The 22334-nt window shown below is 61.9% G+C and carries 21 protein-coding genes and 1 pseudogene; 10 read left to right on the top strand and 12 right to left on the bottom strand.

The window, feature by feature from the left end; all coding sequences use genetic code 11:
* Positions 1–2 precede the first annotated feature (2 nt).
* Together AAC014_RS01825 and AAC014_RS01830 are read right to left on the bottom strand one after the other, a co-directional pair.
* Positions 3–932, bottom strand: a complete 930-nt coding sequence (locus tag AAC014_RS01825; RefSeq protein WP_339703483.1) for an FAD-binding protein — start codon at positions 930–932, stop codon at positions 3–5.
* On the bottom strand, positions 929–1678 hold the full coding sequence (locus AAC014_RS01830) for an electron transfer flavoprotein subunit beta/FixA family protein (RefSeq protein WP_339703486.1): 750 nt from the start codon (positions 1676–1678) through the stop codon (positions 929–931). Before AAC014_RS01830 ends, AAC014_RS01825 begins: the two co-directional genes overlap by 4 nt.
* A 166-nt stretch (positions 1679–1844) precedes the next feature.
* Here AAC014_RS01830 and AAC014_RS01835 point away from each other — a divergent pair, with 166 nt between their 5' ends.
* Positions 1845–3848: a BTAD domain-containing putative transcriptional regulator gene (locus tag AAC014_RS01835; protein WP_339703489.1), complete on the top strand. Its 2004-nt coding sequence runs from the start codon at positions 1845–1847 to the stop codon at positions 3846–3848.
* On the opposite strand, the gene AAC014_RS01840 is transcribed toward AAC014_RS01835, so the two are convergent.
* The 4 genes from AAC014_RS01840 to AAC014_RS01855 form a co-directional block, all read right to left on the bottom strand.
* Positions 3820–4527, bottom strand: a complete 708-nt coding sequence (locus AAC014_RS01840; RefSeq protein WP_339703492.1) for a TfuA domain-containing protein — start codon at positions 4525–4527, stop codon at positions 3820–3822. The genes AAC014_RS01835 and AAC014_RS01840 overlap by 29 nt on opposite strands.
* Positions 4518–5696, bottom strand: a complete 1179-nt coding sequence (locus AAC014_RS01845) for a YcaO-like family protein (protein ID WP_339703967.1) — start codon at positions 5694–5696, stop codon at positions 4518–4520. Before AAC014_RS01845 ends, AAC014_RS01840 begins: the two co-directional genes overlap by 10 nt.
* A 19-nt stretch (positions 5697–5715) precedes the next feature.
* Positions 5716–5988 carry a hypothetical protein gene (locus AAC014_RS01850; RefSeq protein ID WP_339703495.1) on the bottom strand — a complete coding sequence of 91 codons (273 nt, stop codon included), beginning with the start codon at positions 5986–5988 and terminating at the stop codon, positions 5716–5718.
* Positions 5989–6072: 84 nt separating this feature from the next.
* A complete protein-coding gene (locus tag AAC014_RS01855; RefSeq protein WP_339703498.1) occupies positions 6073–6303 on the bottom strand; it encodes a hypothetical protein in 231 nt (76 codons plus the stop codon).
* Between the two features lie 349 nt (positions 6304–6652).
* Between AAC014_RS01855 and AAC014_RS01860 the strand changes: the two are divergent.
* A pseudogene (locus AAC014_RS01860) lies at positions 6653–7221 on the top strand (IS5 family transposase).
* Positions 7222–7302: 81 nt separating this feature from the next.
* Here the strand turns inward: AAC014_RS01860 and AAC014_RS01865 are convergent.
* From AAC014_RS01865 to AAC014_RS01885, 5 genes are read right to left on the bottom strand one after another with little or no spacing between them, the layout of a single operon-like run.
* Positions 7303–8004, bottom strand: coding sequence for a TetR/AcrR family transcriptional regulator (locus AAC014_RS01865; RefSeq protein WP_339703501.1), 702 nt, complete (start codon positions 8002–8004; stop codon positions 7303–7305).
* Positions 7997–9652, bottom strand: a complete 1656-nt coding sequence (locus tag AAC014_RS01870) for an AMP-binding protein (RefSeq protein WP_339703504.1) — start codon at positions 9650–9652, stop codon at positions 7997–7999. The genes AAC014_RS01865 and AAC014_RS01870 overlap by 8 nt, the downstream gene beginning before the upstream one ends.
* Entirely contained in the window at positions 9649–10740 is a 1092-nt protein-coding gene (locus tag AAC014_RS01875; protein WP_339703507.1) for an acyl-CoA dehydrogenase family protein, read from the bottom strand. Before AAC014_RS01875 ends, AAC014_RS01870 begins: the two co-directional genes overlap by 4 nt.
* Positions 10741–11994 (bottom strand): acyl-CoA dehydrogenase family protein, encoded by a 1254-nt coding sequence (locus AAC014_RS01880; protein ID WP_339703509.1) that lies wholly within the window; start codon positions 11992–11994, stop codon positions 10741–10743.
* Positions 11987–12865 carry an enoyl-CoA hydratase gene (locus AAC014_RS01885; protein ID WP_339703512.1) on the bottom strand — a complete coding sequence of 293 codons (879 nt, stop codon included), beginning with the start codon at positions 12863–12865 and terminating at the stop codon, positions 11987–11989. The genes AAC014_RS01880 and AAC014_RS01885 overlap by 8 nt, the downstream gene beginning before the upstream one ends.
* Positions 12866–13174: 309 nt before the next feature.
* On the opposite strand from AAC014_RS01885, the gene AAC014_RS01890 reads away from it, so the two are divergent.
* The 3 genes from AAC014_RS01890 to AAC014_RS01900 are packed head-to-tail and all read left to right on the top strand — an operon-like array spanning position 13175 to position 17957.
* Positions 13175–15421, top strand: coding sequence for a TonB-dependent receptor (locus AAC014_RS01890; RefSeq protein ID WP_339703515.1), 2247 nt, complete (start codon positions 13175–13177; stop codon positions 15419–15421).
* Between the two features lie 23 nt (positions 15422–15444).
* A complete protein-coding gene (locus tag AAC014_RS01895) occupies positions 15445–17103 on the top strand; it encodes an NAD(P)/FAD-dependent oxidoreductase (RefSeq protein ID WP_339703518.1) in 1659 nt (552 codons plus the stop codon).
* A 14-nt stretch (positions 17104–17117) separates the two neighbouring features.
* On the top strand, positions 17118–17957 hold the full coding sequence (locus AAC014_RS01900; RefSeq protein WP_339703521.1) for an SMP-30/gluconolactonase/LRE family protein: 840 nt from the start codon (positions 17118–17120) through the stop codon (positions 17955–17957).
* 14 nt (positions 17958–17971) lie between these two features.
* Here AAC014_RS01900 and AAC014_RS01905 read toward each other — a convergent pair whose 3' ends face one another.
* A complete protein-coding gene (locus tag AAC014_RS01905; protein ID WP_339703524.1) occupies positions 17972–18385 on the bottom strand; it encodes a VOC family protein in 414 nt (137 codons plus the stop codon).
* Positions 18386–18456: 71 nt separating this feature from the next.
* On the opposite strand from AAC014_RS01905, the gene AAC014_RS01910 reads away from it, so the two are divergent.
* Genes AAC014_RS01910 through AAC014_RS01930 form a run of 5 tightly spaced genes read left to right on the top strand, consistent with a single transcriptional unit; the run spans position 18457 to position 22209 of the window.
* On the top strand, positions 18457–19197 hold the full coding sequence (locus AAC014_RS01910; protein ID WP_339703527.1) for an SDR family oxidoreductase: 741 nt from the start codon (positions 18457–18459) through the stop codon (positions 19195–19197).
* An 18-nt stretch (positions 19198–19215) separates the two neighbouring features.
* Positions 19216–19611 carry an EthD domain-containing protein gene (locus AAC014_RS01915; RefSeq protein WP_339703530.1) on the top strand — a complete coding sequence of 132 codons (396 nt, stop codon included), beginning with the start codon at positions 19216–19218 and terminating at the stop codon, positions 19609–19611.
* Positions 19598–20371, top strand: coding sequence for an SDR family oxidoreductase (locus tag AAC014_RS01920; protein ID WP_339703533.1), 774 nt, complete (start codon positions 19598–19600; stop codon positions 20369–20371). The genes AAC014_RS01915 and AAC014_RS01920 overlap by 14 nt, the downstream gene beginning before the upstream one ends.
* Before the next feature lie 13 nt (positions 20372–20384).
* The gene (locus AAC014_RS01925; protein ID WP_339703536.1) at positions 20385–21185 is read left to right on the top strand and encodes an enoyl-CoA hydratase/isomerase family protein; all 801 of its coding nucleotides are present in this window, start codon (positions 20385–20387) and stop codon (positions 21183–21185) included.
* Position 21186: 1 nt separating this feature from the next.
* The gene (locus AAC014_RS01930; protein WP_339703539.1) at positions 21187–22209 is read left to right on the top strand and encodes an NADP-dependent oxidoreductase; all 1023 of its coding nucleotides are present in this window, start codon (positions 21187–21189) and stop codon (positions 22207–22209) included.
* Positions 22210–22334 lie beyond the last annotated feature (125 nt).

Raw genomic sequence — 22334 nt, forward strand, 5'->3', positions numbered from 1 at the left:
GCCTAGAGCTTCTGCGTGAGTTCGGGGACGATGGTGAACAGGTCACCGACGAGGCCGAGATCCGCGACCTGGAAGATCGGCGCGTCCTCGTCCTTGTTGATGGCGACGATCACCTTCGAATCCTTCATGCCTGCGAGATGCTGGATGGCGCCCGAGATACCGATGGCGATGTAAAGCTCCGGCGCGACGATCTTGCCGGTCTGTCCGACCTGGTAGTCGTTCGGCACGTAACCAGCGTCGACCGCGGCGCGCGACGCGCCCACCGCTGCGCCGAGCTTGTCGGCGAGCGGGAAGATGACCTGCTGGAACGTGTCGCTATCCTTTAGCGCACGGCCGCCCGAGACAATGATCTTGGCGGAGGTGAGCTCAGGACGCTCGAGCTTGGCGATCTCGGCGCCGACGAAGCTCGAAAGACCAGCGTCGCCGCTGCCGGAAACCGCTTCGACGCTGGCCGAGCCGCCGTCACCGGCCTTCTCGAACGCGGTGCCGCGTACGGTGATCACCTTCTTCGCGTCGCCCGACTGCACCGTGGCAATCGCGTTGCCCGCATAGATGGGCCGTTCGAACGTGCTTGCGTCGACGATGCCCGTGATCTCGGAGATCTGCTGTGTGTCGAGCTTCGCGGCGACACGCGGCGCAATGTTCTTGGCCGATGTCGTGGCGGGCGCGACGAGCGCGTCGTAGTTCGCCATCAGGCCTTCGATCAGCGGCGCAATGTTTTCGGCAAGGCCGTTGGCATAGGCCGCATCGTCGGCGAGCAGCACCTTCGAGACGCCAGCGATCTTCGCGGCGGCGTCGGCCGCACCCTGTGTGCCCTGGCCCGCGACGAGCACATGCACGTCGCCACCGAGCTTGCCGGCAGCCGTCACTGCGACGCGGGTCGCGTCCTTGATCGAGGCGTTGTCGTGTTCAGCGAGGACGAGGACGCTCATGCGATCGCTCCCATTTCCTTGAGTTTGCCGATGAGGGCGTCGACCGAATCGACCTTGATACCCGCCTGCCGCTTCGGCGGCTCGCTGACCTTCAGCGTCTTCAGGCGCGGCGTGACATCGACGCCGTAGTTGTCGGGCGTCTTCGCGTCGATCGGCTTGGACTTCGCCTTCATGATGTTCGGCAGCGAGGCATAGCGCGGCTCATTGAGACGAAGGTCGGTGGTGATGATCGCCGGAGCCTTGAGGCTCAGCGTCTCAAGACCGCCATCGACCTCGCGCGTGACGTTCACCTTGTCGCCCGCGACCTCCACCTTCGAAGCGAAGGTGCCCTGCGCCCAGCCGAGCAGCGCGGCGAGCATCTGACCGGTCTGGTTGGCGTCGTCGTCGATCGCCTGCTTGCCGAGGATGATGAGTCCCGGGGCTTCGGCTTCGGCGATCTTCGCGAGGATCTTCGCGACCGCGAGAGGCTCGGTGGTGACGTCGGTGGTGACGAGAATGCCGCGGTCGGCGCCCATCGCGAGCGCGGTGCGGAGCGTCTCCTGGCACTGCTGAACGCCGATGGAAACCACGACGATCTCGGTCGCTGCGCCCTTTTCCTTCAGGCGGATCGCTTCCTCGACGGCAATCTCGTCGAAGGGGTTCATGCTCATCTTGACGTTGGCGAGTTCAACGCCCGACTGATCGGATTTCACGCGCGCCTTGACGTTGTAGTCAATCACCCGCTTCACGGGCACTAGGATCTTCATCGGCATCCTCCGGAAAGCTGGCCCGGCCCCCTGGAGCCGGATCGCGCGACGGACTGCGGCAACCGGGCGTGTGTGTCAACGCCCAAGGCACGCAACTCACCGTTTGACGTGAAGAATTCGCGTGCCAGAATGGTGCAACTCTAAAAAGAAGCAGTCGGGGTTGGTCGTGAACAGGGAGACATCGCCAAGCGGCGATGGCGTGCATTTGCGTTTGCAGCTCCTGGGAGAGGTGCGATTCAGCGTCGGCAGCGCGGATGTCACGCCGCGTTCCAAGCGTGCGCGCGCACTCGTTGCCTATCTTGCGCTGTCGCGCGGCTATACAGCCACGCGTGCTCGGCTTGCAGACCTGTTCTGGGGGGATCGCGGGGAAGCGCAGGCGCGCGGAAGTCTGCGGCAATGCCTGCTCGAGGTGCGCAGCGCTGCGGGCGATACCGGCATCGAAATTCTCTCTTCGGACCGGGAAAGCGTTTCTCTGGGCCCTGGCTGGACAAGCGATCTCGCCGAGATTGAGGCGGGGATCGCGGGGTCATGTGCCAGCATTGCGGATGCGATTGAAACCGTGGGGCGGGAACAACCGCTCGGCGGGCTGTTCGTCAGCGATGAGTATGACGAGTGGTTGACGCTCGCTCGCGCCGATTTTGACGCACGGCTCGCCGACGCGGCGCGGCGCGGACTTACCCGGGCGATAGAAACCGGCGATGCGGAGTCGGCCCGGCGCATTGCCGATCACTATCTGCTGCGCGATCCGGGCGACGAAGAGGTCACGGTGCTTGCCATGCGCGCGGATGCGATGCGCGGCGCGGCGCCGATTGCCCACCGCCGCTTTCAGAAACTGCGGGACTATCTCGCTGCCGAACTGGGCACGGCGCCCGGCCCCGCTGCGCTCGACGCGCTTGCCGCCGTTGCCAGCACGCCCGTGGCTGAGCCGGTTGCGCCGACAGCGCCCACCCTTCCTGTGCTTCCCGCACACGACGGGCCACCGCTGCTGCTGGTGTGCCCATTCGTCGAAACGGGCTTCGCGAGCAATCTGATGCACCTAGCGGATGGTGTGCGCGAGGAGGTCCTGTCGGGGCTCTCCCGCTTCAAGGATCTCCGCGTGCTTGTGGAAGACCGTATGCCTTCGTCGGATGAGGCGACGATGTTCGGCGCGGGAACGATCGCCTATGCGCTCACCGCGACGCTCCGGCAATCGGGCACGCACATGCGCGTGACGCCGGTGCTCACGCGCCTTTCCGATCGTTCTGTCGTCTGGTCGAATCCCGTGTCGATCGAGGTGAGCGACCTTCAGGAAGCGATCGATGCGATGGTGGACCGCATCATCGGTGCCGTAACGCCGCGCGTCGAACGTGATGCGGTTCCGCGCGCGCAGCCGAGCGCCGTGTACGACCGCTACCTCGTCGCCCGACACCGCGCCCGAACGGCGACCACGCTCCATGAAGCGAAAGCGGCGGCCGACCTTCTCGAAGGCGTGATCGCAGACGCGCCGGAGCTTGCGGTGGCCTATCCGCATCTCATCCGGCTTTATAACACCAACTATTTCTACAAGATCGCAGGCATCGATCCAGCGCCGAACCGGGTACGTGCCTTCGAGCTTGCGAAGACCGCGCTGTCGCTCGATCGCGGTCATATCCACGGTTACACGGTGATGGGTTGGTGCCAGCTTTGGCGCGGCGGATGGGACGCCGCGCGCGCGCATTTCGAAAAGGCGGTGGAGCTCAATCCCTACCATTCGGAGCGGATCAAGGAGGCCGCATTCGGCCTCATCTTCCTTGGCGAACATGCGAAGGGCGGCGACTACCTGCAGCGCTGTCTCGATCTCGATCCGCTGCCTAACGACAATTTTTTCGAGGACCTCGGCTTTCTGAAGCTGATGCAGCGGAAGCCCGACGAGGCCGTGGCCTATTTCGACCTTATCGTGGAACCGACGCTGTTTGCCGATCTCTACGGCGTACTGGCAAGCTGTGCGGTCGGGCATCCCGCCGGGCCGACGATGGCGGCGGCGTGGCGTCGGCGTATTGCGGCGATCTGGTCGCCCGATGTGCCGATGACGGACGGGAACATGGTGTCGTGGCTGCACACGCACCTGCCGTTCCGGAAACCCGAACACTGGTCGCTGTTCTCGTCCTACCTCAATCCCGTACTCAGGGACGCTCATCCCGAAGCCGCTTGAGAAACAGCGTTTCGGGTGGCGGCTCGTGGCGGCAGGCCGTGAACGGAGCATCGACGGCGGCAGTGATGGCGCCTTGTGCGTCGCGGGCCTTTTGCGACACGAAGCCTGTCGGCAACCATGCGATGAAACGCTCGGGGGTCGGTAGCAGATCTGCGGCGGCGGTGATCAGCGCCGGTATCGTGCGGTCCTTGAAGAAGAGCCCGTGCGACACGGCTCGAATGCGACGAGCCTCGTCCCCGGCCAGCACGCGGACACGGAGTGCTGCGGCGAGCGTGGCACGCACGTCGACCTGCGCGAGCGAAAGCGCGCGGTGGCCGAACTCAGCCGGGGCGTGGGCGACGGCGACCTCATCGTCGCCGATGATTCTTCCGGCGGCATAAGCCTCTGCGATGGCGCCTTGGGGGCGCATACCGAAAGGATGAAGCTCGGCGGCGCGAAGTGCGCCGAGGCTGGCGGCACCCCAGACATCGAAGCCCTCGGCGAGGAGCACGAGGATCTCTTTGTGCCACGGCGCTCTCGCGGCTTCGAAGATGCCGTCGATCAGGAGGACGCGGTGCGGCGGCTGTTTGGCAAGCGCGAGCAGGTCTCCGGCGGTGGCGGGGGGGAAGTATATGATGTTGTCGGCGGCGGGGCGATTTTCGGGGGGGAGCGTGGGGCCGATGTAGACGCTTAGAGGCATTGTTCGGCGCCCAGCAGGCCTGGAATCCAGAGCCGCACGACGCTGACGCCGGGCGGCGAGAGGTCGCATCGCAGCATGTTTCGCACGCCGTCTTCCGCAAGGCGCGTGCAGAGCGCATCGAGCGAAGGGCGCGTCGAATAGGCATCGCGCACGCGGCGCCAGTCCGTGCTTTGACCGGTCGGCGCGCCGAGTGCGCGGTGGCCGGCCTGCGTGGGTTCCTCGGGCGTGATATCGTCGCGCGCGCCGCTGATGATGGTGAGGCGCGACTGCGCTGCCTCTGCAAAGGCGCGGAACAGCGCGTCGTCGGGATCTGGGCGGCACGCGGCGCCGAGAAACGAGGGCGCATAACCGGGATCGTCGAGGCGGCACATCACGACGGGCAGCCGGCCGACGCCTTCGACGACATAGACGGCAATGGCGATGCCGAGGTCCGCGAGATGATCGACCAGCGCGTGGAACCACGGGACTTCGATCGTCTGCGGATCGACGCGCGCGCGGGCCTGCCCGGCCATGCCGCTCTTCAGCCAATAGGCCTGCGCGTCGCGTTCGATGCGTTCGAAAAGCGCCGCGCGCGTGGCGTCCTCAAGGGTCGCCCCGGCACCGAGGCCGAGGCTCGAGCGCGCGAAGGGACTGTCGCCATCGAAGGTGAAATCCACCGAAACCGTATCGAAGGGCACGAAGACGCGGCCGCCTTCGGGGAAGCGTTCCGCCGCGTGCCAGCGGATCGGTGCGTCCGGCCACTGCGTGCGGCTCGGCCGCACCTCGCCATAATCGAGGAAGCGGGGCAGGCGCACCTCTTCGGGAAGATCGTCAAAACGGCAGAAAGGCCCGTCGGCCTGCACGGACTCCGCGCAGGCTCCCTCGATTGCTTCCATCGCTGCAGAAATGCGCGCGTCGGCCTCGCACCGCCCCTTGCCCTGATGCACGGCGAGCGACCGGCTCATCGGCCGCACCGCCTGAAACACCGGCAGACCGATGCGGTCGAGGTGCGTCACCTCGCCGATCCGGGTAACGCCGCCCCAATCGAGCACCGGGCCAAGGCGTGCCAGCATTTCGGCGGCATCGACCTGCCGCCAGCGGTCGGAGGGCGGCACCAGCGTCAGCCATGCGGGCGCCGTCGGGCCATAACGAACCGCGCGCTGCCGGGCTCCGGCAGCGTCTCCGTGCATCACGAACCGGTGGCCCGTTTTACTTGCCGCCGCCCCAGGTCTGCTGGAAGGCCATGACGTTGTTGGACTTCGGCAGCTTCACCGCCTCAACCGAATCGCCGGCCTTCTTCGCGGCCTCGAAGATGCGGACGAGATTTTCGACGTCGGTCTTTTCCTGCGCGGTCTGGGCTTTCGCGAGATCGTAAGTCGCGACCGACTGGGTGACGTAATACGTCTCGCCATCCTTGATGATGAAGGTCGGGTCGCTGGAGCCGCCGAGCTCAACGCGTGTGATCGTCGGGGGTATGCTCATGGGTTTCTGCCTCCTGCCTGCTGGAATCAGGGCTTTTGCCTACGTCCAGCGGCGTGAAAGCGCCAGCGCTAAAGACGGCAAACGTCATATTTCCACAAGGCTGGTGAAAGGAACGCCATCCTCCTCAGCGCACTTTCCGATCCTGATGCGGCTCGGCCGGTGCTCGGCGATGAGCGCGGGCGGAGCCATTTCGGCGACGGCAGGCATGGGCGACGCGGCGGGCATGTGGGCAGCACGTCCGGCGGGCGCGGTGGCGTTGAACGCGGCGGCGGCGAGCGCGGCGGCAATGAGGATGCGCTTGAGATCGGACGGCATGGTTTGGTGCTTTCGAAGAGAACAACGTGCCGGCAGCGGCTGCGACCACCACCACCGACACGTGCCCTTCTAGGCCGCCAGCGTCAGCGGCCGCGCGAACGCTCCGTCAGATCATCGTCAAATCTGGGGTGTGTGGGGATTCGGCCTATGTCGGGCTGCAAACGGCGGCTTTCTCCGCTTGCCTTGGCTCACGTACCTTTAGGGACGCTGCGCTCCGGTTCCCCAGCGTACCTTTATCATAACGGTTTGGCGATCCAGATTTAATTTTCTGAGGCTCTAGGGATGGTGACATTTTAGGGATTCACGGCGTGGAAGATTTCTGATTCAACACTGGCTTTTGGAGGCTGGTGTGAAAGGCGAGGTTCTTCGGGACGATCAGTGGGAGCGGCTGCGGGCTTTTGTACCTGGTGGGCGCAAGGGCAAGCGCGGTCCACTCAGCGATGGGCGCCGGTTTCTCGATGCGTTGTTATGGTTGGCCCGTTCGGGCGGTCGCTGGCGTGATTTGCCCGAGCGGTTTGGTCCTTATCAGACGGCCAAGCGTCGCTATTATCATTGGGTCGAGCAGGGTGTGATCGACCGGATATTCGAGGCCGTGTCGGAGGATCCCGACATTGAGTGGCTGGCGATCGATGCGACCGTGGTCCGTGCCGAGGCCCAAGCGGCCGGGGCGCGGATAAAAAGGAGGGCGCTCAAGCCCAGGCTCTTGGCCGATCGCGCGGCGAGCCGGTCATCCCGCCCCGCCGCCATCGCAAACATCAGCACCGCTATGACCGCATCGCCTACAAGCAGCGTTGGGGCATCGAAGGCTTCTTCGCCAAACTCAAAGAATGGCGCCGGATCGCTACCCGCTACGACAAACTCGCCGCAAATTTCCTCGGCTTCCTCAAACTCGCAAGCATCATGCTTTGGATCATATAATTAAATCGTCACTACAGCCTAAGCCTGATGAGGTCTCTGTGACGAGTGCGCTCTTGCCGCGCAGCGGTCTGGAGGCGTCTCTCATTCCGCGTCCTGATCGCCGGCGACCGCGGCCTGGCCGAATCCGCCCAGGCCATGAGAAACAAACTTCAGATAAACCTCAAGCTTACCCGGCGGTAGCGAAGTCACTGTATTGTTCACAACTCCGTAGCGCATCAGCAGATGGGTGCGGGCACCAATTAACATTGTCGCGATCGTCTCCAGCTCTTCATCTGGATAATCATCAATATAACGTGAAAAGCGACTGCGGCGCAGCGAGCGGGCGTAGCCAGTCACCATTTTGTCCATATGTTGCTGAAATGCCGCCGGCGCGTAAAGTTCAGCCTCGGTCAGCACGCGGTACATATATGGATGCTTGGTCAGGTAATCGAAGTTCGCTTCGAACCCGCGGCGTTCCAGGTCGAGAATGTCCTTCGGATGCCGAATGGCCTGGCCGATGATTTGCAGCATCGACGCGCCCAGCGTTGGCAGCACCGTATCGAACAGGTCCTTTTGCGACGAAAAGTGCAGGTAGAAAGCGCCGTGTGCAATCTTGGCACGGGCCGTCACGCGGGCGATCGAACAGCCGGCATAGCCATATTTGCCGATCGTTTTGCCGGCCGCTTCGATCAGCTTGATCCGAGTTTGCTCGTTGCGCTGCGTTTTCGCGAGCGACGGCTCACGCTTCGCAGGCCGCGAACGGACGCGGGGGGCTGTGCCTGCAGCGGCTTCGCTGTTACGCATGTCTGGCTTGCTCCGCTAAGTGCTCACGTTCATCTGCAATCGCCGATGCGATTTGAGATCGCAACACGTCTTTGCGGACCTTTCCCGAAGCCGTTCGGGGCAATTCTTCCAGAACTTCGATCCGTTCCGGTGCTTTCTGGCGGGCCAAGCCACGCTCGGACAGGAAATGCTGCAGGTCCGGGATGGTTGGGGAAGCGTCGCCGCGAACAACCACGAACGCGCAAATGCCTTCGCCAAGGCGGGGGTGCGGCATGGCGACAACGGCAGCTTCCGAGATATCGGGATGATGAAGCAGTACGTCCTCGATCTCCTTGGCGCTGATATTTTCGCCGCCGCGGATGATCAGATCCTTCTTGCGATCGGTGATGATGAGCGCGCTACCATTTACATGCCCAATATCGCCTGTCCTAAAATAGCCGTCGGCCGTGAAAGCCTCGGCGTTCTGCGCGGCGTCCGCATAACCCATGAATAGGGCGGGCCCTTTGGCGAGGATTTCGCCGTCGGCTCCGCTTGGCAGCGGCCGGTCATTCTCGTCGACGATGCGGACGTCATAGTCCACGACTGCGCCGTCCGTGGTGGCGGCGAGTTCGCGCGTGTTTGTGCCAAGAAAGCCGAGCGTCACGAACGGCGCCTCGGAACTCCCATAAACGCGGAAGGCCGCTGATTCCGCGAAAACCGCGTTGGCGCGGCGGATCAGTGACGCCGGGATGGCCGCGCCTCCGCAGGCAAAACAGCGCATCGACGGCAGTCGCGAGCCGGCCCGCTCCGCTGCTTCGACAAGCTCTTGCAGAAACGGCGTTGCCGCCACCGTCATGGTCGCACCGTGAAGGTCAATCAGTCGCACGGCCTCGTCGGCATTCCACTCATCCATAAGTACCGTGCACGTGCCGCCAAGGAAAGGCCGTTCGAGGCCGTTTGAATAGCCGCTGACATGCGTAACCGGGGACGGCATCAGCACGACGTCGCCGATACCTATTCGCCAGTGTTCAGCGCTCGCCGCGACGGCTCTGGCGAGCGTCTCATGACTGTGCAGAACGGCCTTGGGGCGACCGGTCGTGCCCGACGTGTACATGACCATCTTGAGCGCGGCGGGATCGACTTTCGGAAACCTGGCTCGCGTGCTCCGCGCGCCAGCCAGCAGTTGCTCATAGCTCAGAGCATTGTCGGTACGGCCGCGCACGGTGACGAAGTGGCTTAGTGAAGGCAGTCGCGGTTGAATTCGCGCCATCATGCCCACGTAATCAAAACGCCGAAACAGCGTTGGCACGAAGATCAGCCGGCTTTCACAGTCCTCCAGAATGAGCGAGGTCTCCGCCTCGCGATAGATGGGGACGATCGGATTGATGACGAAGCCGCCCATTGCAGCGGCGAGGTTGATTGTTGCGGCTTCCAGCCAGTTCGGCAACATCATGCTGATAACGTCGCCGGTGCGCAGCCCCAAGTCGAAAAGTGCTGCCGCCAGGTTCTCGGCTTCGCTGACGAGAGTGCCGATGCTGCTGGGACGGTCTCCGCCCAGGAAGATGTCCTCATCGTCGCCGGAATCGGCACGACGCCACGCATCATCCGCGATTGTCCGGGAAACCCAAGCTCCGCTGGCGCGATACACGTCCGCTTCGGGCACTTGGCGCATCGAGAAGATACGCGTCACAAATCCTGTCCCAGCCGGCCAAGATGCCACTGGGCATCTCCGAACATGGTCATGTTCAACATGAGCCGCTTTACATAGTGCCCAACCATCAGCTCTTCCGACATGCCGACGCCGCCGTGAAGCTGGATCGCCTGCTCACTGACAAAGCGCGCAATCCGGTCCACGCGCGCCTTTGCGGCCGAGATAACCCGCCAACCCTCGGCGGCGCCATCGTCGAACGCGAATTGCGCGCAGCGGGTCACGGCCCAACCCTCCTGTTCTGCAGTCATCATGTCTACCAGTCGGTGTTGGACCACCTGGAAATCGCCGATGGCGTGGCCGAACTGCTTGCGCGTCCGCGCGTATTGCAGTGTGGCCGCGTTCAGTTCAGCTACGATCGCCATGCTCTCCGCACACAATGCCGTTGTGGCCAGATCGAGAAACCTGTCGATAGCGGCGCTGGCGTCGCCGGAGCCTAAGGGCTCCGCTGGCACATTATCAAGGCGGACATCGGCCGCCGGCCTGCCGTCAAGAGAAGGGTAGGTTTCGAAGGACACCCCCGGCATCCCCGCGTTCAATAGGTAGAGACCAAGCCCTCCGTCCGCGCGGCGGGCCGAAACGAGCAAAAGATCGGCCTCAGCGCCATGCAGCACGAAACGCTTGTCGCCGGTTAGTCCACTCTCCGTCGCACAAGCATTGACGACCAGCCGTTCATGACCTGCATTCGGTTCGGAATGCGCAAAAGCAAGAGCGATCTCGCCCGCAGCGATCCGGGGCAGCAAATCCGCCCGTTGCGTTTCGCTGCCGAGCAGGGAAATCAGCTGAGCGCCGAGCGCCAGCGTCGGCAGCAGCGGCTCCAACAGCAACGCGCGCCCGGACGCTTCGAGCAGCACACCCAGCTCGACCGCGCCGCCGCCCGCCCCGCCTTCCTCTTCGGCCAACGAAAGTGCAAGCCAACCAAACTCCGCATAGCGCGACCACATGGCCCGGCTATAGCCAGGCGCCTCAAGAGAAAAGGCGAGGCGCTGCTCAGGCGTATAGTTCTCCGCCACGAATCGACGCGTCATCTCCGCGAACTGGCCGAGTTCCTCATCTGCGAAAACGGCCACCTAGAGCTCCAATACTGTTTTGGCGAGGATGTTGCGCTGGATTTCGCTGCTTCCGCCATAGATGGTCGCCGCGCGACCATAGAGATACTCGCCGACGATACCGGCGCTCGCCCGGTCTGAGCGATGAGGCGCGGCCAGCCCGCCACAGCCGACTGCATCGGTCAGCGCGACTGCGATCGCCTGGATAAGCTCGGCGCCGATCAGCTTCAGGACAGACGCCGTTGCACCGGGGTCGCGGCCTTGCGCCGCGCTGCGAAACAACTCGTAGCATAGCGCTTCGAGGGCGATGGTCCGGGCGCCGAGATCGGCGACGCGCTGGACCCAGGCGGCATTGCTTGCCAGCGGCTGCCCTCCGGCGCCGGGGGTTGTGCGGAGCAGATGCTCCAGCTGCGCCATCATCCGCTGGCATTTGCCAATTTCCGCAGCCAACAGCCGCTCATTGCCAAGCAGAACCTTCGCATAGGTCCAGCCACGCCCCGGCTCACCGACGAGATTTTCGTGCGGAACCCGCACATTGTCGAGGAAGACCTCGTTTAGATGATGATCGCCATCGATCGACGCAATCGGCCGTACCGTCACGCCCGGGCTCTTCAGGTCGATCAGCAGGAACGAAATGCCGCGCTGCGCTTGTGCGTCCGGACTGGTGCGCACGAGCGTGAACATCATGTCCGCCCACTGCGCCATCGTCGTCCAGACTTTCTGCCCGTTCACGACATAGGCGTCACCCACATCGACGGCGGTCGTGCGCAGGCTGGCGAGATCGGAGCCCGCATTGGGCTCGGAATAGCCCTGCGCCCACCAGATTTCCGAGCGCGCGATCGGCCCAAGCCAGCGCCGCTGTTGTTCGGGAGAGCCAAACGAATAAAGGATTGGCGCAACATAGGTAATGCCGAACGGAACCAGCCATGGTGACCCGGCGCGATATACTTCGTTCTCGAACACCCAACGCTCGAGGCGCGTCCAACCGAGCCCGCCCATTTCGCGCGGCCAATGGCCGGTCAGCCAGTTGCGGGTGGCGAGAATGCGATGCCAGCGAACATGATCGGCTTTGTCCAGCAGACGACCATTCAGCACCTTGTCGCGAATGTCCTCCGGCAAATGATCGCGGCAGAAATCGCGCACATCCTTGCGCAGCGCGGCCAAACCGGCATCACGTCGCGTCGCCACGTCCATCACCGTGTCAATGGCAAAAATCGAGCGCCTGGGCACTAGAACCGGTTCCACGCTCGATTGATGATGGCTGGATTCATTCAAGATTGCCCCCCACCAGCTTGCTCAGCCCACCGGCTTTGCGCACCGTTTCGGGAATGCCGCTTGGATCAATCACCGAGCCGAACTCGACACGATTATGAGCGTGGCACAGCTGGTGGAACAGGAAGGCTTTGTCGATCGCGTCGGTTTGACCCTGCGACTCGATGGATGCGTTGACCGACTCTTTCACCATCTTCAGTGCGAACGCCGGCTTGGCCGCGATCTTTAGCGCAAGCGCAAGTGTAAAACTATCTAACTCAGCGCGCGGCACGACATGGTTCACCATTCCCCAGTCATGCGCTTCCTGCGCAGTCCAGCGATCAGCGGTGAACAGCATTTCCTTGGCCTTGCGCGCGCCCAGTTCCCATGCGTGTGCGAAGAACTCGACCCCGTTTGCACCGATATTGACAACGGGATCCGAAAAGAAGGCGTCGTCGGAAGCAACAATGAGGTCGCAGACCCAGGCCAGCATCAATCCGCCGCCGAAGCAGGCGCCCTGCACGGCCGCGATCATCGGCTTTGGGATGGAGCGCCAGCGGCGGCAGGTGTCCAGATAGACTTCGCGCTCCCAAGCATAGTAACCGGACACGGTCGCGGTATCGATGTCACCGTAGACGCCCATGCGATCACGATCGCGCACGACGGCGTCATGCGCCTGGTCCTTGAGGTCGTGGCCAGTCGAAAAATGCTTACCGTTGCCAGCCAGGATGATGACACGGACCGAATCATCATGCGCGGCCTGCATCAGCGCCGCGTTCAGATCATATGTCATGCGCGTATCCTGCGCGTTGCCCTGGCTCGGCCGGTCGAGCGAAATCCGGCATATGGCCGGCGCCACAATGTCATATCCGATGACTGATTGCACTTCGCTCATTGGTCTCTCTCGTTCAAATTGGATTTCATTTTTGTATGACTGATGACTCATCAATCGTAAAGTCAAGATACGTTCGGCGTCAATCCGGCATCAAGTTGAAAACAATTTTCTCATTTTATTTCAATTATATAAATCGACAACGTTGAACACTGGCGTGTGAGGAGGACGTGTCTTTCAAATCTCGTCTTGACGAAAACGCACGCGGAAATCATCATGATCAGTGAATCATAAATCACGACTGCGGCGGCTCGATGCTCGCTGTGAAATACGGGGAGGATTATAATGGTCAGTGGATTGTACAAAGCCCAGGTGCGGCTGCTGAGCGGCGCGGCGACAGTGCTGCTCGGCGGCTGGACGGCGCAAGCTTCAGCGCAGGAGGTGGCCAGCCCCGCTGCGACACCTCAGGCGCAGACCGCCGAAGTCTCATCGAGCTTCAGCGATGGCGAAATCCTCGTCACGGCAAACCGCCGCGCGCAGAATATTCAGGATGTTGGCATCGCGATCACGGCGATCGGCGGCAACGAACTGTCGCGCATGGCGGTCAGCAACGCGACTGACATCACCACCGTTGTGCCCAATCTTCGATTCATCACCCTGGGCGGCGCCATCGTCAATTTCAACATCCGCGGCATTTCGCAGAACGACTATGCCGACCACCTCGAGCCGCCCGTGGCTATTTATTCCGACGACGCCTATCTGAGCACGACATCGCAGTCGAGCCTTCCTGTCTTCGATCTCGATCGGGTTGAAGTCCTGCGTGGTCCTCAAGGCACGCTGTTCGGGCGCAACTCCACAGGCGGCCTCATTCATTTCGTCAGCAAACAGCCGACAGAACATTTTGAAGGCTATGTCGATGCGACCATTTCGGACGACGTATGGGGGAAGCTTGAAGGTGCCGTCAGCGGACCTTTGGCCGATAATCTGCAAGGCCGCATCGCGTTCAGTGCCTCGACGCGCGAAGGCTACGTCAAGAACGCGACAGACGGAAGCCGCCTCGGGAGCGAGCATTATGTCGCGCTCCGGACGATCCTTGCCTATCAGCCCACACCGGATATCAATGTAAACCTCAATCTGCGTTACGCGCGCAACTTCGATCAGAGCGGCGCCGCATACACATTCGCGCCCACGATCGCCGGTCCTGATGGACTAGGGCGTTTCGTCGGACCGGACGAAAACCCCTATGGCACCTGCAACGGCTGCGGCCCGGCCTATTATGAGGGCTACACGCAACCAAATCCGTACAAAGGGGCATTCACTGACAGGGGAAATTACGCGCGGAGTGCTTACGGCGCCACGCTGAAGATCGAAGCGGCACTCGGGTTCGGCAGCCTGATCTCGATCACCGACTATCAGAAGGTGAACAAGACGTATTACGAGGACGTCGATGCAGCGCCTCAATACATTGCGGATGACCTCCACACCCAGAAGCTTGACCACCTGACCCAGGAACTGCGTCTCGTGGGTTCAAGTGATCGGTTCGACTGGACCGCCGGCCTTTACTATTTCCATCAGAAGAATCAGTCAGTGACCGCCTATGTGCTTTTCGACGGTGGTGGTCCTGTGCCGATCAACTATGCGACGTTCCGGACCGACAGCATCGCTGCCTATGCGCAGGGCGAGTATCGATTTACGGACACGCTGAGCTTCATCGCGGGCGGCCGGTACACCTACGATCGTAAACGTGACAACTATCTGGCGACGGACGCGAATTTCGCCGGTCCCCCGCTCGCCTTCAATCCCACGACATACCCCGATCTCGCCGATCGCAAATTCGACCTTTATTCGGCCAAGGCTGCGCTGCAGTGGTCGCCGAGCGACCGGCTGATGCTTTACGCCAGTTTCAACCGCGGAACAAAGGGAGGCGGCTTCAGCAAGCCCGGATATCTGCCGATCGACCCACAAACCATCCCGTTTGACGACGAAACGCTTTACGCATACGAGGTTGGTCAGAAATGGACATCGGATGATGGTGTTATCCGCCTGAACAGCAGCTTCTTCTACTATGACTACAAAGACTACCAGGCGTTTGCGTTCCGAACGCTGAACGGCAATCCGGTCGGCACGATCATCAATCGGGATGCGACAGTGAAAGGCGCAGAGGTCGATTTCACGCTCGAGCCGGTTGACGGCCTGACCATCAACATCTCGCCGTCTTACCTGGATACAAAAATCAAGAACGTGCAGTTGCCGAGCGGCAGGATCGTCACTCGTCCGTTGCCGCAGGCCCCGAAATGGTCCGGAAACGCCATGATCCGCTACGAATGGCCGGTGCTTGGCGACAAGACGGCAGCGCTGCAGTTCGACGTGAATTATAACTCAAGTCAGAACTTCACGGTGCTCGCTGCCTTCAACGAACGTGAAAAAGCCTATGCAGTTGGCAACCTGCGTGCCAGCCTGGCAAGCGGCAACAGCTGGGAGGCAGCGATCTTCGCCAAGAATCTGTGGAACCAGGAGTATCGCATTTTCGCGTTCGATCTGAGTTCGCTCGGTACGATCGCACAAAGCTATAACCGGCCCCGCACGATCGGCGCCCAATTCCGCTACAATTTCAATTAGGGGTTGCGAGAGGACAGTAGATGATGGGTGAGATCGACCTGAAGGCCGCGCAAGACGCCTGGACTCAAGCTGAATTCGCGCGAATCATGACGGTCGATAGCCAGGAAGCGGCGCATTTGGCAGAGCGCCAGCATGAACTCGAAGCCTCGCTGATCGCCGCTGCCAAGACGCTCGGCCGGTCAGCAGGCGATGGGCGAGCCGCGCATCGCTGGTGGGAACAGGAGCGGCCGCCCCGGCGGCCGCTCCGCATTGCCATCGTCGGCGGCGGCGTCGGCGGCCTCGCCATGGGCGCGCGGTTGCGAGAGGCCGGCTACGACGATTTCGTGATCCTCGAGAAATCTGACGATATCGGCGGCACATGGCATCATAACAATTACCCGGGCGTGGCCTGCGACGTCGCCTCCTACTTCTACAGCTTTACCTTCTTCAAGAACCCGGGCTGGTCGCAGATGTTCGCGCCGGGGAGCGAGATCAAACGCTATCTTTCGGAACTTGCCGACCATTACCGGCTGCGGGAACATATTCGGTTCGGCGCGACTGTCACCAGCTGTCATTACGACAATGGCGTCTGGACGATCTCCACTGCCGAGGGCGAGACGTTCGAGGCGAACATCTTCATACCCGCCACCGGCTTCTTGCACATCCCGATCCTGCCAGCGATCGAAGGACGCGATCGTTTTGCTGGAGAAATATTTCACAGCTCCGCCTGGCGCCCGGATTTCGACTCCTCCGGCAAGCGGGTTGGAATTATTGGCAATGGGTCGAGTTCGGTGCAGATCGTCTCCAACATCGTCGACCGGGTCGATCATCTGACCGTATTCCAGCGCACCGCCCAATGGGTATTTCCGGCACCGAACGATTATTATTCGGAGCTTCGGCAGCAAATGCTGTCCTACTATCCGGAGCTGACCCATCGGCTGTTCCAGTTTTTCATGGATTGGTACAATGACGGCTTCGGCAATGCTGTCACCGGCGACGCCGCCGCGCAAAAACGCTTCGCCGACGCCTGCCAAGCCAATCTGGATTCAATCGCCGACCCCGAGCTCCGCGCGAAGCTGACACCGGATTATCCGGTCATGTGCAAGCGGCTCATATTCTCCAGCACCTATTTCGACGCGCTGCAGCGTTCCAACTGCGCGCTGGAGACACGCAGTATCGCCCGCATCGAACCCAGCGGCGTGCGGTTGCACGACGGCAGCCTGGTGGAGCTCGACGTGCTCGTGCTTGCAACCGGGTTCGATACCCACGCTTATTGCCGCAGCCTCAACATCTCGGCCGCCGGCGGGCAAACGCTGAATCAGGCTTGGCAAGATGGTGCGCGCTCGTTCGAATCCATCGGACTGGCTGGCTTTCCGAACCTGTTCTTCATCGGCGGCCCCTATTCGACTGTCGGCAACCTTTCGACCATGACGTGCGCTGAACTGCAGGTCGATCATGTCATCCGCTTGCTGGACGAAATGGACCGAACGGGCGCGCGCGAAGTCATGCCGCACCGCGACGCGGAAGACGCGTTCGTCGACGAGATGCAGGGCGCTGTCGCCAATACGGTCTGGGTCTCGGGCTGCAAGAGCTGGTATCTGGACGCGAAGGGCGGGATCGATATCTGGACCAAGTCGCCGGCCGCCTTCATGGACCGAATGGTCACGGGACCGGACCTCGCCAAATATCATTTCAAGGCCTGATCGGGACGCAAGCCATGGCTGGGATTAATCTTCTGCTTGATGGGCTGGTTTTTCCCGAAGGGCCGCGCTGGCGCGACGGCCGGCTGTGGTTCTCGGACATGGAAGATATGTGCGTGAAGGCGGTCGATCTGACCGGCCGCGTCGAAGAGATCGTTCGCATCGACGACTATTGCTCGGGACTCGGCTGGCTGCCGAATGGACGGCTGCTGGTTGTGGCGGTGAAAACGAGGCTCCTGCTCGCCGTTGATTCCGCAGGCAAGGTGTCGTTACACGCCGATCTGACGCCGGTCACCCTCAGCTACGCCAATGACATGGTCGTGGATACAGCAGGCCGCGCCTATGTCGGCAGCATGGGTTACGATATCTGGAGCGACCCGGAAGCGAAACCCGGCGCGCTGGCGATCGTCGAGCCGGACGGGCGCGCACGCCTGGCGGTTGGCGATATGATGTTTCCAAACGGCAGTGTCATTACGCCTGACGGCAAGCGGTTGATCGTCGCTGAAAGCCTGTCCAAGGCACTGACCGAGTTCGATATTGAAGAAGACGGGTCCCTTTCTGGCCGCAGGTTGTGGGCGGAGACGTCCGGTGTGATGCCCGACGGCATTTGCCTGGATGCAGAAGAGGGCATCTGGATTGCGTCCATCGATGACGGCGCCTTCATACGCATCGAGCGAGGCGGAAAGAGCACGCACCGGATCGAGACTCCAGAGGGCCGACAGGCGTGGGCGGTCGCACTCGGCGGCGACACGCTGTTCATGCTCACGTCGTCACCGCTCGGCGACACAAGGGAGAACCGGCTCGCCACCCGGCCCGGCCGCATCGAAACGATGCGAGCGCCGGTCCCGGCGGCATGACGGCGCAAATTTCTTCAGGGCAGCGTGCCGCTGGTGAACAGCGTGTCGCGCGCTGCAAAGCACAGCGGGTTTCCCGAGGGATCACGCGTGTAGAACGATCGCTCCCCCCACGGCCGTGTCAGCACTTTGCCGAGCGCGCCAACGGTTGGAACGTCGGCTTCATCGAGTGGCGCACCGGCAGCGCGCGCGCGTGCGTACACCGCATCAATGTCATCGACGGCGAAGTAGATGTAATCCTCATTGGCGCGCGGCGCGCGGGCATCACCATTCGCAATCGCATCGTAGCAGCTAATGATCGTGCCTTCGCAATCGAAATAGTGCCGCCCAGGAGAAATGCGCGAGCCCGCAACCTCTAGCAACGTTGCATAAAATAAAACGGAAGCCTCTATGTTATCGGATGGAATCGTTATTCTGTACACTTTTACCACAATTCTCTCCTTTATTAAATAATTCTGCACAACTTCTAAAACTATTCAAGTATTATGACAAGGAAGTGCTTGTGTCGAGATTGACAGACAAGGTCGTACTGGTCACTGGCGGTGCAGGCGGTATCGGCGAAGCGTGTTGCACGGCGATGGCGAAGGAAGGTGCCAAGGTTATCGTCGCGGATATTGCCGCAGAGGCGGGACAGGCACTGGCGGCGCGGATCGGCGGCAATGCCTGCTTTCTTCACCTGGACGTTACCGACGAGGTGGCCGCGGAAGCTGCGGTCGCCTTTGCCGCCGATCGTTTCGGGCGTCTCGATGTACTCGTCAACAATGCCGGCGGCGGCAAGCTGATACCGACGCACGAACTTGATTTCGAGTTGTGGCAGCGCCTGCTCGCGCTCAACCTGGACGGCTATTTCCTGATGGCGCGCGCTGCATTGCGGCACATGGTAAAGCGGAGCGCCGGGGCGATCGTTAACATGGCATCGGTGCATGGCCATGTTGGCTTTCCGAACCACGCCCCCTACGCCGCCGCCAAAGGGGCGATCGTCAACATGACCCGCGCGCTCGGCGTCGAATATGCGGTGCGGGGCATTCGCGTGAACGCCGTCTGCCCGGGCTTCGTCAATACCCGCTTGATCGCGGAGGAAGTGCCGCCCGAGGATCTGCCGCCAATGATTGCGCTGCATCCCATCGGCCGCATGGCAGAACCGCACGAGATCGCTGCCGCTGTCGTCTTCCTCGCATCCGACGAAGCCAGCTTCGTGGTGGGAACGAGCCTGATGGTCGATGGCGGTTACACAGCACAGTAGCAACCAGGAGAGAGCGAGATGGCGATCAAGATGATTTACTGCCTCACCCGCAAGGAGGGGATGAGCCGCGAGGAATTTCAGCGCTATTGGCGCGAAATCCACTGGCAAAAGGTACGCCAGCACGCACGCACCATTCGCATGTTCCGATATGCGCAGAGCCACAGCTACGATACGCCGATCAACGACGGAATAGCCGCTGAGCGCGGCGGCCTGCCAGGCTATGACGGCGTCATGGAAGGCTGGTGGGAAAGCGAGGAAGATGCGCTGGCAGCGATGGGCAATCAGGCGGGGCTTGACGCGATGGCCGACCTGCTCGACGATGAAGGCCGCTTCATCGATTTTTCTCGCTCGCCGCTGTTCATGACGCATGAGCATGTCCTGATCGACGAACGGGGCGATCGTGGCCCGGCTTGAAGGGAAAGTTGCGATCGTCACGGGCGGAGCTGGCGGCTTTGGCGAAGCGATGGCACGGCTGTTTACGGCCGAGGGCGCGAAGGTCGTTCTAACAGACCTGGATGAGAATCGCCTGCAGGCAGTGGCGCAGCGGCATGGCTGTGATGCGCTGGTGCAGGACGTCGCGGATGAAAACCGCTGGTCCGAGATCGTCGCGGTATGCGAGGCGCGGTATGGCCGGCTGGATGTGCTCGCCAACAACGCCGGCTTTGAAGGATCGATGGACGCGGTTGATCCGGAGACCACCGGCCTGGAGGACTTCCAGCGCGTACAGCGGGTCAATGTCGAGAGCGTCTTTTTGGGCTGCCGCGCGGCAATCCCGGCGATGCGGCGCGCTGGTGGGGGATCGATCATCAATATCTCGTCGCTCGCCGCGCTGATCGCAACGCCGTTCCAAACGGCTTATGGCGCGAGCAAAGCTGCGGTGCGCCACTTGACGATGACGGTCGCGGCTTACGGCGCACGCGACAATATCCGCTGCAATGCCATCCATCCCGGGCAGATGCGTACGCGCATGATTGAGGATATCTATGCCGGGACCGCGGCCCGGCTTGGCATCGCGGCGTCGGAAGCCGAGCGCGACTTCACCGCGATGATCCCGATGGGCCGGCTTGGCACTGCCGAGGATATCGGCTGGGCCGCCGTTTATCTGGCATCCGACGAAACGCGCTACATGACAGGCGCCTCCCTCGTAGTGGATGGCGGATCCCATATCGTCTGAGAAAGGAAGCGTTATGGCGCTTTGGAACGTCACGATTGACAACGGCGTGGTGACCGCCGCGCACGATAATCCGCCGATGAACTACTTCACGGCTGAGGGCGCAACGGAGCTGGCGGATTTGATCGCGCGATGGGCCGATCCGGCGGTGCGTGCAGTGGTGCTGACAGGGGCCGTGCCGGGCCGCTTCATCACGCATTACAGCGTCGAGGAATTGGCCACGCTTGCCGGCGACCCGCACGCACTCGCTGCATTGGGCACAGGGCTCAACACGGGCTACTATGATTTGCTGCGACGGCTTCGCGGGCTGGCCAAGCCAGTGATCGCAGCGATCAACGGCGACGCAATGGGCGGCGGTTTCGAGCTTTGCCTGTGGTGCGACATCCGCATCCTGGCACGCGGCAACTATCGCGTTGGCCTACCGGAAACCCGGCTCGGGATCATCCCCGGCGGCAGCGGCACGCAAATGCTGGCCCGACTGCTTGGCGCTGGCAAAGCGATCGAAATGGTGTTGCGGGGCTGCGTCGTCGATCCTGAAGCCGCGCTCGCCATCGGCCTGGTCCACGAGCTGGCAAACAATGCGCTTGATCGTGCCCAGGCGATCGCGCGAGACCTCGCCGAACAGTCGCCAGCGGCAATGGCAGCTGCGAAGATTGCGATCTATGACGGTATAGACCTGACCTTGGCTGAAGGGCTCATGGTCGAAGCCAACGCCTCGATCGGTGTGATCGGCTCTGCCGAGGGCCATTCGCGCATGAATGCCTATCTCGCCCAGCCTACCGACAGGCGGCGCGATTGGCTCGACAGTGCAGTCTGACATGGCCGAACGAAACCGCCAATGGTTGCTCGCGCGACGCCCGCAAGGGCTGCTCAGTCGCAACGACCTCACTTATCGCGAAACGACAGTGGACCCAGCGCGTTTACCGCCCGGCCATATCCGCGTCCGCAACCTGGCGTTTCTGTGCGCGCCAACCATGCGCAACTGGATGGAAGACAAGGGCAATAGCCTCTACCCATCAATGCCCCTGGGAATGCCGGTGATGGCGCCGGCCGGCGCCGAGATCATCGAATCAACCGATCCGCGCTTCCCCGTCGGCGCAAAGGTCAGTCTGCTCAGCAGCTGGCAGGACTATGAAACAATCGACAGTGCCAGCCGCCCGATTCAGCGGCTTCCAGACGAACTCGGCATCGTCGATGCGATTGGCAGATTCGGCCTCAATAGCGTGACCGCCTATTTCGGCTTGCTTAGGGTTGGCGAACCGCGGGCGGGCGAAACACTGCTTGTATCGGGCGCTGCCGGATCGACAGGGGCGGTCGCCGCGCAGATCGGGAAGCTAGCAGGCTGCCGGGTCGTAGGCATCGCTGGCGGCGAGACCAAATGCAGTTGGCTCACCGAGGAGCTCGGACTTGATGCGGCAGTGGATTACCGCGCGGGTAATTTGGTCGAGGCAATCCGCAGTGCGGCACCCGAAGGCATCGACGTTTTCTTCGACAATGTTGGCGGCGAAATCCTGCAGGCGGCTGTCGAGGTCATGAACCGCTTTGGCCGCATCGTATTATGCGGTCAGATCGCCGGCTATAACGACGGGCGCCCTGTGCCCGGCCTGACCAACATGATGCGACTGATTTACGGGAGCATACGCCTGCAGGGATTCCTGATGGGTGATTATCGCGAAGACGTTCCTCAAGCATTGTCCAATTTGCGAAAATGGGAGGCTGAAAGAAAGCTTACGCTTCGCGTCGACACACGGCATGGATTTGAAAACTTGCCTGACATTTTCAATTTGCTCTTTTCTGGGACTAATAGCGGTACGCTTGTTGCCGATGTAGCAAGTGGCTGACGCAAATCCGCTTGCAGCAACAAGCAGGCAATTTCTTCTGGTTCCAGTCGGCTCGAGTTTGACCATCGGTGCCTTTTGAAGTGGGCGCCGCGTTATTCGAATGCCGCCTTCTGTTCGGCGGTGAG

Origin of the sequence: uncultured Sphingosinicella sp., assembly GCF_963974575.1 — a bacterium.
In the GTDB taxonomy this organism is placed as follows: domain Bacteria; phylum Pseudomonadota; class Alphaproteobacteria; order Sphingomonadales; family Sphingomonadaceae; genus Sphingosinicella.

Coding starts and splice junctions, on each gene's coding strand:
- AAC014_RS01825 (WP_339703483.1), bottom strand. CDS start 932: ATGAGCGTCCTCGTCCTCGCTGAACACGACAACGCCTCGATCAAGGAC.
- AAC014_RS01830 (WP_339703486.1), bottom strand. CDS start 1,678: ATGAAGATCCTAGTGCCCGTGAAGCGGGTGATTGACTACAACGTCAAG.
- AAC014_RS01840 (WP_339703492.1), bottom strand. CDS start 4,527: ATGCCTCTAAGCGTCTACATCGGCCCCACGCTCCCCCCCGAAAATCGC.
- AAC014_RS01845 (WP_339703967.1), bottom strand. CDS start 5,696: ATGCACGGAGACGCTGCCGGAGCCCGGCAGCGCGCGGTTCGTTATGGC.
- AAC014_RS01850 (WP_339703495.1), bottom strand. CDS start 5,988: ATGAGCATACCCCCGACGATCACACGCGTTGAGCTCGGCGGCTCCAGC.
- AAC014_RS01855 (WP_339703498.1), bottom strand. CDS start 6,303: ATGCCGTCCGATCTCAAGCGCATCCTCATTGCCGCCGCGCTCGCCGCC.
- AAC014_RS01865 (WP_339703501.1), bottom strand. CDS start 8,004: ATGCGTAACAGCGAAGCCGCTGCAGGCACAGCCCCCCGCGTCCGTTCG.
- AAC014_RS01885 (WP_339703512.1), bottom strand. CDS start 12,865: ATGAGCGAAGTGCAATCAGTCATCGGATATGACATTGTGGCGCCGGCC.
- AAC014_RS01895 (WP_339703518.1), top strand. CDS start 15,445: ATGGGTGAGATCGACCTGAAGGCCGCGCAAGACGCCTGGACTCAAGCT.
- AAC014_RS01900 (WP_339703521.1), top strand. CDS start 17,118: ATGGCTGGGATTAATCTTCTGCTTGATGGGCTGGTTTTTCCCGAAGGG.
- AAC014_RS01915 (WP_339703530.1), top strand. CDS start 19,216: ATGGCGATCAAGATGATTTACTGCCTCACCCGCAAGGAGGGGATGAGC.
- AAC014_RS01925 (WP_339703536.1), top strand. CDS start 20,385: ATGGCGCTTTGGAACGTCACGATTGACAACGGCGTGGTGACCGCCGCG.
- AAC014_RS01930 (WP_339703539.1), top strand. CDS start 21,187: ATGGCCGAACGAAACCGCCAATGGTTGCTCGCGCGACGCCCGCAAGGG.